This is a genomic window from Duganella violaceipulchra (assembly GCF_019166075.1).
In the GTDB taxonomy this organism is placed as follows: domain Bacteria; phylum Pseudomonadota; class Gammaproteobacteria; order Burkholderiales; family Burkholderiaceae_D; genus Rugamonas; species Rugamonas violaceipulchra.
The window spans coordinates 1-663 of the sequence record NZ_JAHTGR010000099.1; the positions used below are offsets into that span (position 1 = coordinate 1).

At 68.3% G+C, this 663-nt stretch carries 1 pseudogene; it reads right to left on the reverse strand.

Features of this window, described 5'->3' with window-relative positions:
- A pseudogene (locus KVP70_RS33140) lies at positions 1-663 on the reverse strand (heme utilization protein); the annotation flags it as partial.

A 663-nucleotide genomic window follows, 5' to 3' on the forward strand; every position in this document is an offset into this window, starting at 1 on the left:
GACAGCGCGACGACCTGGTCGGTGGTCAGCGCCGCGACGTTGGCGGTGGTGATCGCCGCCACTTGCGCGGTGGTCAGGTTGGACAGCTGGTCGGTGGTCAGCGCCGCCAGTTGCGCCGTCTTCAGCGAGGCGATGATGCTGGTCTTCAGGCCGACGATGTCGGCCGTCTCGATGGCGGCGATGTCCTGGGTCGACAAGGCGCCGAATTGACCGGTGCTCAAGGCGCCCAGCTGGTTCGAGCTCAAGGCCACGATCTGGTCGGTGCTCAGGCCCGAGCCCAGGTTGGCGGTGGTCATAGCGGCCACTTGCGCGGTGCTCAGCGCGCCGATCTGGTCGGTCGTCAGCGCGGCAGTCTGCGCGGTGGTCATGGCGCCGATGGCGGCCGTTTTCAGCGCGCCGATGTCGGCCGTCTCGATGGCGGCGACGGCTTCGGTGCTCAGCGCGGCGACCTGGCTGCTGCTCAGTGCGCCGATCTGGCTGCTGCTCAGGGCGACGATCTGGTCGGTGGTCAGGGCCTTGGTCTGGCTGCTGGTCAGGCCGGCGATGACCGCCGATTTCAGCGCGCCGATGTCGGCCGTTTCAATCGCGGCGATGTCGTTGGTGCTGAAGGCGCTCACCTGGGCCGAGCTCAGGGCGCCGAACTGGTTGGACGACAACGCGACG